Origin of the sequence: Nostocoides vanveenii (assembly GCF_039531165.1) — a bacterium.
Classification (GTDB): Bacteria; Actinomycetota; Actinomycetes; order Actinomycetales; family Dermatophilaceae; genus Nostocoides_A; species Nostocoides_A vanveenii.
In genome coordinates, this window is the sequence record NZ_BAAAPN010000088.1 from 1 (window position 1) to 8,605 (window position 8,605).

General features: G+C 64.6%; 4 protein-coding genes and 2 pseudogenes. 5 read left to right on the forward strand and 1 reads right to left on the reverse strand.

Translation table 11 applies throughout. The annotated features are described in order from the left end of the window. Window positions 1–105: 105 nt before the first annotated feature. The 5 genes and pseudogenes from ABD209_RS15865 to ABD209_RS15885 form a co-directional block, all read left to right on the forward strand. A pseudogene (locus ABD209_RS15865) lies at window positions 106–532 on the forward strand (transposase); the annotation flags it as partial. Window positions 533–1,573: 1,041 nt separating this feature from the next. Further along, a complete protein-coding gene (locus tag ABD209_RS15870; protein ID WP_344067955.1) occupies window positions 1,574–2,584 on the forward strand; it encodes an EcsC family protein in 1,011 nt (336 codons plus the stop codon). Further along, window positions 2,581–3,486, forward strand: a complete 906-nt coding sequence (locus ABD209_RS15875; protein WP_344067949.1) for a hypothetical protein — start codon at window positions 2,581–2,583, stop codon at window positions 3,484–3,486. Before ABD209_RS15870 ends, ABD209_RS15875 begins: the two co-directional genes overlap by 4 nt. Window positions 3,487–3,583: 97 nt before the next feature. Continuing rightward, window positions 3,584–6,976, forward strand: coding sequence for an AAA domain-containing protein (locus ABD209_RS15880; RefSeq protein WP_344067951.1), 3,393 nt, complete (start codon window positions 3,584–3,586; stop codon window positions 6,974–6,976). Beyond that, a complete protein-coding gene (locus ABD209_RS15885) occupies window positions 6,973–8,325 on the forward strand; it encodes a phospholipase D-like domain-containing protein (protein WP_344067953.1) in 1,353 nt (450 codons plus the stop codon). The genes ABD209_RS15880 and ABD209_RS15885 overlap by 4 nt, the downstream gene beginning before the upstream one ends. On the opposite strand, the pseudogene ABD209_RS15890 reads toward ABD209_RS15885, so the two are convergent. Beyond that, window positions 8,308–8,499: pseudogene (locus ABD209_RS15890) on the reverse strand (transposase); the annotation flags it as partial. The gene ABD209_RS15885 and the pseudogene ABD209_RS15890 sit on opposite strands and share 18 nt — an antisense overlap. Window positions 8,500–8,605: the final 106 nt, after the last annotated feature.

Consider the following 8,605-nt stretch of genomic DNA (forward strand, 5'->3'; position numbering starts at 1 on the left):
GCCTACTCAAACGCTACATCGCCCGCGAAATCTACTACCTCCTGCGTAACCACCAGCGCGCGCTGAATCACACCTACACCGCCGCTTGACAAACAGAAGGGCGTCAGAGGCACCTCGATGACCTCCAAGCCCGTCGCCCAGCTCCTGCTCGACCTGGGCGTGGACCGCTCCCACTCCCGACCACGGGTCAGCAACGACAACCCCTACAGCGAGTCGGCGTTCAAGACCTTGAAGTACGCCCCCGTGTTCCCCGACGTGTTCGGCTCTCTGGCCGACGCCCGCACGTTCTGCGAGGCGTTCTTCACCTACTACAACCACGAGCACCGACACTCCGGGATCGGACTTCATACCCCCCGCCTCGGTCCACTTCGGCACCGCCGCCGAGATCCGCGCCCAGCGCCAGGCCACCCTCGACGCCGCCCACGCCACCCACCCGCACCGATTCGGCAACCGCCGACCCCAGGCACCCAAACTGCCCCAGGCCGCCTGGATCAACCAACCCTCACCGGAGGCCCTCATACAGACCGCGTAACGACACGTGTCTCAGACTGCTTGACATCTTCCGCAGCGGCATCGTGAGGATCCTGAGTCGCCGCGAGAGCATGCATTCCGATGACAAACTCGTCTGGTTCTACAAGATCGGAGCGATAGCGCTCGGGCTTGCTGCGGTTGCTCTGCAGCTCGGGGCCCTATTCGCGCCCGCCACGCTGGGGTGAACCGATTCCAGTTCCTAGCCGGTCTGGGCCGGTTGACCCCCATCGAGTACGAGACCATCATGACCACCACGGCCAATCAGGCCGCGTGACTACCCCTGTCACCTATCTGTGCAGCAGTCCCAGGTGACCGTTGTCAACAAGACCCAGACGTTCCTGCACGACGTAGAAGTGAAGCTGCACCTCGACGGCGCCGTTGAAGCTCAAGAACGTCACGGCCACACGGAGCGACCCGATTGGCGAGACCTCAAGCTGCCATCTCCACCTTGCAAATGGGGGCCGACGAAACGAGACTTACGCCGCTACGCCGGGTCCCCCGTCAGCCTCGCCGCGTCAATCGCCTCGCAGGCTTACATGCTTCGTCATACGTGCCACCCTAGGCTTCATGGAAGACGACCGGCTCGGTCGATGTCGAAGTTGTCGTCGGAGACCTCCGCCGGAGGCGACATTCCAAACAGACGACGGTGACACGGTCCTCCTCATCCGCGGTGAGAAGCCCGAGCATGTACAAGGCACTTGGACAGCGACCGCCCGGGGCTACAACCAAGTGTTCACCGGCGTGCTCGAAGTGGCCATCGCTGAACCCGCTCATCTGACAAACCTGGTCCGCGACTTCTTCAATCTCCCCTGAGCTGACCACGCCGTCAACCCGCGCACATAGCCGAGGTCGGAATGTCGCCACCTCGCCGAGCCCGCGGCGTTGTCGCAGCCGAAACTCGGAGCTTGCGGTCCGTCGGCCTGGGCGTGGCTACATTTGGGCCATGTCGCAACCTTCCGCGTACGAACTTGACGCATGGCGAGAGATCCAAGAGTTCAAGGGGCGACAGGTGTCTCGCCGGGTAGGTGCGGCCGGACAGCGGATGTCCGAGGCGGCCGCCAACGCCGGAGGCCGTGCATCGAAGTACCTTGAGGGCCGCCCTCAGGCGCAGGCTGCGGTCAAACGTGGGCAGGAACTCGCCTCCAAGGCCACCCGAGTCGCTGGCGCGGGGGCCCAAGGAGTGGCGGCTGTCGCACCGACCTGGGTGTCGGCGGCGGGCCGGTCGGCCCAGAGAACAACGGGACGAGTCGCGAGAGCCGGGTTGACTCACAAGCGGGTCGTGGCCAAGCACCGAAAGCGTGGCCACGACGTCTCGAATCTTCGTGATCTCCGCGGTTTGGATCTCGAGCAGATTGACGCTGTCCGTGGGCGCATGGCGAGCTGGACGTACCCCAGCGCGGCTGCGCTGTCTGGCGCCGGAGCGGGCTTGGCGATCTCAGGCGGAGAACTCGCGACCGCCGTCTCTGCCGGTGCCGCTGCCGCTCCCTCGGGAGGCGTCATCGCCGGTGCCTTCGTGGGCGACGCGGCCACCGTCTTGGCGCTCGGCTCCCGTGCCGTTGGCCGCTTGGCACTGATGTACGGCTACGACCCCGAGTCACCCGCAGAGAAGCTGTTCATCATCTCGGTCGTCAACGCCGGGACCGCCGTTTCGGTGGGCGCGAAGTCAGCCGCCTTTGCCGACATCTCGAAGCTCACGCAGGCCCTGGTTCGCGACAAGACCTGGAAGGTATTGAACGAGACCGTCGTCGCCAGGGTGGCCGGAGAATTCGCCAAGAGGTTCAGCTTCCGTCTCACCAAACAGGGCCTCGGCAGGGTCGTTCCCATCGCTGGGATTGGTCTAGGGGCTGCGCTGAACTGGGCGACCCTTGAAGGCATTGTCGACGCAGCCGACATCGCCTACCGCCGCCGATTCCTGTTGGAGAAGTACCCGCACCTCGCCGAGTCGGACACGTTCGGGGTAGGTGCTGAAGCCGGCGGCGATCCGCAGGAGGGAGACGAGCGGATCAGCGTGATCGACGAGATCGCCCAAGCGGGTGGCCCTGACCTTGCGTGAACCTCGCAGACTGGCCCGCCATCCTCGCCCAGGAGGCGGAGCGGCGGACCGGTGACCGCGGCCCGCGGTGGGGCCTCAGGCCACCCGAGGATCCTGGTCTGCGGGGCGCCGCCTTGGCCACCGCCGACGCGATCCTCACCGCTCCCGACGTCGACGCAGCGGCTTGGGCGCTGGCGCCGTGGACCGAACTCACGCCGACCACGTCGGACGGGCCCCTCGGCCGGCTCGCCGACCGCACCGTCATGACCCCCACCCTGACCCGGCTCGTCATGGCCGCCCGGGCCCCGCACCGGCGACTGTCCCACCACCTCGGCACCCACACCGGAGCGCGTATGCCGATCAACCTGCTCGTCATTTCCCAGGTCATCCCGCACCCCCAGTACCTCGAACACCTGCAGGGCGCTTTCGACTCCAGCGAGGACACCGTCCGTGCGTTCGCGTCCCTGTCACTTGCCCGTCTGCACCCGGACGTCAGGTCGTGGCAGGCCGCCGCGGAAGTGCTCAACATGCCTGGGCCGATGGGTGTGCGCCTGGCCCGGGCTTGCTCGGCGACCATGCTGATCAGCGCAGAGGAGTGGGAGGCGCGGATCTGGCGCGCCGGGGAGGAGACGCGGCGGCGGGACGACCGAGCCACCGAAGCCAAGATCAAGCACCGGCTCTACATGACGCGCTGGTTCGAGGAGTGGGCCCGCCAGTACCGACCCGGAACCCACTACAGCAGCGTCGGCTATGGCCTGACCTGGCAGTGGGTCCACGTCGCCCACGCCCACCTCGACCTCTCACCCGCGTGGCGCGGCAAGAAGCCCTCCGCCAAAGACCGCCACAAGTACCGCCAGTTCGCCGATTCCCTCGACGATCACCAACGGTTCGAGCTCGGCTACGCCCTGCACAAGCGGGCGTGAAACTGGTCGGGTGACCGTCTCGACTGCTGCGATCCGCTATAACTCCAGTTGATCAATGGGGATCTCGATAGTCTGCCTCAGAGCGAGGGGAGCGGCCATGGAGCACGTCGGGCGACACTTTGTGCTGCTGAGCGCCGAGCACAGGGCGGGCGGACTATCGACGATTCGCAAGGGAATCGACACAAGAGACGGTTCGTCTGTGGCGGTGAAATTTGTCATCGGGTCGACCGACGAGGTGACGCAGAAGGTCTTCGAGCGGGAGTCTCAGGCACTGCGAGCGTTGAACCACCGCAACATCGTTCGGCTCCGCGACTCCGGGCTCGACGACACGGGCACGTACTTCCTCGTGCTCGATTGGATCGACAACTCCCTGGTCGACGTCCTGGAGGACCGCCCGTGGGAGGGCTGGGACGACCTGTATGACGGCTTCATTGAGCCGCTCCTCGCTGGCCTCTCCTACGCCCACCTCAAGCAGCTAGAGCACCGCGATATCAAGCCGGGGAACATCCTGATCGACTCGGCCGGGCAGCCCCTCCTCGCAGACTTCGGGATCGCGAAGATCCGGGGGGACCAGCCCCACAGCGAGATGACAGTTCAGCACTTCCGCTCTGGACCGTACGCACCTCCCGAGATCGAAGCAACGCTTCCGTATGTGCGCGATGTGTATAGCGTCGGGGTACTGATCCTGCAGTGCCTTAGCGACGACCTGATCCGAGACTTTCCTGACGTTCAGCGTGCGCTCGAGGCGGTTGACGTCCCGCCCGACGTACTGGCGATCCTTACAGCCTGTGTGAGTACCGATCCGACAGAGCGACCGGCAAATGCCTCCGAGCTTGCAAGCCAATTCAAGGCACTCGCTGCCGGCAAAGCCGCACGAGAGGCCCAGTCCAGGCACCCCGTCTTCTTGGAGCTCACCAGAGCCGCACAGGAGCACCTGGCTGGCGAGCCCATCGACCGGCAGCGTGCCGGAGTAAGGTTGCTAGCCGACCTGCGGGGCGACGTGTACGCCCACTATGGGCGGAACACCGAAACTGGCCAGCTAGATCGAACAACGGTGTTCCTTATCGGCGCCGAGCATCGCTACACCCTGCGCCGGGAACAGAACTCGGCGCAACTCACCGTCACCGCCGCGCCGGCGCTTGAGTTCGAGAAACTCGAAGGTGGGCGGCTCAACGGCATGCAACTCCCACCCATCTTCTCTTGGACCGTGCAGCGTCCACTGCAACGTGGTGCAAGCGACAGGGCGTCCCTAACGCTCCTACAACTCCTCGACGAGCATTACGAGCGCCGGCTCCACCCGGAGACCGCGGCGGACGACGAGGCGGAAGGTCTTTTCGAGCGGTGGCTGCATCTACTCGACGCACGTGAGGAGCTTGGCCGCGGCGAACATCAAGACGTCCGATATCGCAGCTTCACGACTCAGGGTCGCCGGACCGCGTTCAGGCTGGCCGAGCCGCTTGAGACCGACCTCGTCGGCTCAGCATGGCAAGTGGTCGACCAGCAGTCCGGACGCAAATTTGGTTACGGCGAAGTCATTGACCAAGAGGTCGACCGGCTCACTTTACTGTCCGCACGCCCCCTAGCGAATATTCCCGGCTCGGCTGCGCTTGTTCCCTACGACCAGCCTGGAGCGATCGCCCTCAACCGTCAGCGAATTGCTGTCAATTCGGTCAGAAGCGGTGGTGCGGCATGCGCCGAACTCCGAGCGATCCTGGTGGACCCGACCTCCAATCCGGCCCCGGCGCCCGTCGAAGTCGAGACATGGGGTAGCGAACTTGACCCAATCAAGAAGGGGGCAGTCAAACTCGCCCTTGGCGCGGATGGTGTGCTCGTCATCCAAGGACCCCCCGGAACCGGAAAGACACGGTTCATCACCGAAGCCGTGGTCCAGTTCCTCCGGATGAAGCCTGGTTCGCGTGTCCTGATCGCTTCGCAGACCCACGTCGCCGTGGACAACGCCGTTGAACGCCTCCACGACGCAGGGATCGCGGGAATGGTGCGCCTTGCTGGCCTCGATGAATCCGTCGTCCAGCCAGGCGTAAGAGGTCTCTTGTTGGACATTCAGGTTCAAAGGTGGGCCGAAGGTGTCCGCCAACGCGCGGAAGCGGACATCGCAATTCGCGCGGCCGCCGCTGGGGTCAAGACTGACCACCTGCGAGCCGCACTGGTCCTCGAAAAGCTCGCGGCGGTCACGCGCCGTACGGAGCGAGTCGAGTTCCAAATGTCGGAGATGCTGAAGAATCACGGCGAGAAGCCCTCCGATCTGGCGACGGTGGTGGCCGACGAGAACCCTCTCGAGAGGTTGCAAGCACAGCTGGATCAGCAACACGACCGTCGCGGCGAGCTGGTCAAGGAGGCCCAGGCCCACCTGGCTGGCCACCTGACTATTACGAGCAGCATGTCGAGTGCGGACGCTCGGGCCGCGATCGACCTACTGCTCGAAGGGGCCACCGGGGGGCAAGACCTTCTCAAACGCCTCGAACTGCAGGCCGCGTGGCTGGAGGAGATTGGCGCTGAGGAGAGCCTGGCGCCATTGTTCCTCGCCGGAACCTCCGTCGTCGCCGGCACCTGCACTGGCTTTCTGCGCAATCGAGCGGTCGCAGACCTTGAGTTCGATCTTTGCATCGTTGATGAGGCGTCAAAGGCCACATTGACCGAAGCACTCGTGCCGATGTCCCGAGCCAACCGATGGATCCTTGTCGGAGACACTCGGCAGTTGCCACCAACTGACGAGGATCTGCTCCGGGCCTCGAGCCTCCTCGCCGAGCACGGCCTCACAAAAGAGGACGTCGAGGAGACACTCTTCCAGCGCTTCGTTAACTACCTTCCCGAGCACTCCCAGCTGATGCTTGAAGAGCAATATCGAATGATAAAGCCCATCGGCGATCTGATCTCGGACTGCTTCTACGACAGCCGCCTCAGCTCGCCGCGAACAATTGGCCTGCCGGGTTGGGATCACCTCATGGGCCGCGCGGTCACATGGATCGACACGGGACGTCTGGGCGAGGCCAGGCGAGAGAGCGGTACAACGAGTTTCGCCAACCGCGAGGAGGCCAAGCTCATCGTGGCTCAACTAGAAAGGATCGACAACGCCGTCGAGTACCGGCTCCTGACCCCAAACAAAGAGCGGAAGCTTGAGGCGTTGGTGATCGCGCCCTACAAGAGCCAGGTCGAGGAACTGCGGCGCCGCGTGGCCTCACGCGCGTTCAAGCATCTGGTAATCACGGTGCTGTCCGTCGACGCAGTGCAGGGACGCGAGTCTGACCTGGCACTCGTCTCGGTCACGCGCAGCAACCCCGATGGCAAGCTGGGATTCCTCGGCCCCCACTACTGGCGACGCATCAACGTCGCGCTCTCTCGTGCACGCTTCGGCCTCATGGTCGTCGGCGACGCAGCCTTCATTCGGGGCACCAACGGAGCCCTCCGAAATGTCCTGGCCCACATCGAAAGCCACCCAGCGGACTGCGCCATCAGGGAGGCGGATGAATGAGCAGGCAATATCAGATCCTCCATCGGCGCTTCGGTGAGTCACGTCCCGGCCTGGAACTGGTCGCGATCGAGGAGGCCGCAGTCCCCGTCACCATGCTTCGTGCAGACGTTCTCGCGCAGGAACGCAAGGACCTTCCTGTCACCGAAGCCTTCACCCTGCAATTTGTCGAACGGGGCGTCGACACCACCAGCGACATCGCCGCGTATCTCGGCTTGGAAGAGGCGCACGTCGTGGAGGCGTCGGCCTCCCTGATCCGTGACGGTCATCTGCGGCGCCACAGCACCGGCCAACTTGGCCTGACGGCCCTTGGCCTCGAGGTCGTCCGTACCTTGGCCGCGACGCAACCGGTCGAACGGCCACTCCCCGTGGCGTTCGACCGACTCACGTGGTCGCTGGCCGACTACCAGGAGAGCGCACTGATCGAGAAGCGGCAGGCTGAGGAGCGGGGGATGCTCGTACTGCCAGCCGACCGGAACGCCCGCATCGGTCTCGACGACGTCACCGCCGCGGAGTTCAACGCGCTGCTGAAGGCCGACCGGCTTCAGGTTTTGCGGATCCACAAAGTAGCCGTGCGAAAGCACCGTTACCTCCACGCGCTCCTGCTGGTCTTCGCCAACGCAAGTCGAGATGAGATCGAACTTGCCCTATGCCTTGACGATGATCTGTCCAATGCGCACGGAATAGCCCTCGATCGGGTCGGCGCCGTCGAACGGTTGGGACTCTCGGTCGGAAAGCCCTCTGATCGCCCGGTCCTGGACGCAGACCTAGAGGACATGCGCGCCGAGGAGCGGACGGTAGTCGAAGGCGCGGCACAACTGTCGGTCGAGAACGACACCCCGAAAGGCCAACCCGCCGGCGACCTGTTCGCGACCGGGACCGGCGGTCGCGCGCCTGTCCGCAGCGTTAGCGTCTTCGAGCATCCGGTTCTCCTCGACGAGGCCCTACGGAACGCGAAGCGACGCCTGCTGATCGTGGCGCCTTGGGTCAAGAATGCAGTCGTTACCACCGACTTCATCGCTCGCCTGGAGCAGCGGCTCCGCGCCAGAGTTGAAGTGACTATCGCCCACGGCTACGGCGATGACGACCGGGGCTCCGACGAGGACGCCCTCCGGCGCCTCGAGAATCTCGCAGGGCGCTACGAGCGCTTCACCTTCATTCGACTGCGCAACACCCACGCCAAGATCCTGATCTTTGACGACGTGTGGGTCAGCACCAGTTTTAACTGGCTGTCGTTTCGCGGCGATTTGGACAGGACCTACCGCATGGAGGAGGGGACCTTGGTCAGTATCCCGTCGCGGGTCCAGAAGCAGTACGAGCATTACCTGGGGGTGCTAGGGCGTGTCTCCTAACGCGTCGAGCCAGATTAGGACGGCGCGTAGGAGAGCTCCGGCTCGGTAGGTCAGGGCGAGCTTGTCGTAGCGGGTGGCCAGGGCCCGCCACTGCTTGAAGGTGTTGAAGCTGCGTTCGACGACGTTGCGGTTCTTGTACCGCTGCGTGTCGAACGCGGGAGGTCGCCCGCCCTTGGCCTGAGTTCGGCCAAATTAGTGCGCAACCCGGACACGGTGGATGGCGTTCAGAGCGGCCGCGAGGTCGTCGGGTAGCGGTTCCTCGGCGGTGATGGTCTGCTCG

Coding starts and splice junctions, on each gene's coding strand:
- ABD209_RS15880 (WP_344067951.1), top strand. CDS start 3,584: ATGGAGCACGTCGGGCGACACTTTGTGCTGCTGAGCGCCGAGCACAGG.
- ABD209_RS15870 (WP_344067955.1), top strand. CDS start 1,574: ATGTCCGAGGCGGCCGCCAACGCCGGAGGCCGTGCATCGAAGTACCTT.
- ABD209_RS15885 (WP_344067953.1), top strand. CDS start 6,973: ATGAGCAGGCAATATCAGATCCTCCATCGGCGCTTCGGTGAGTCACGT.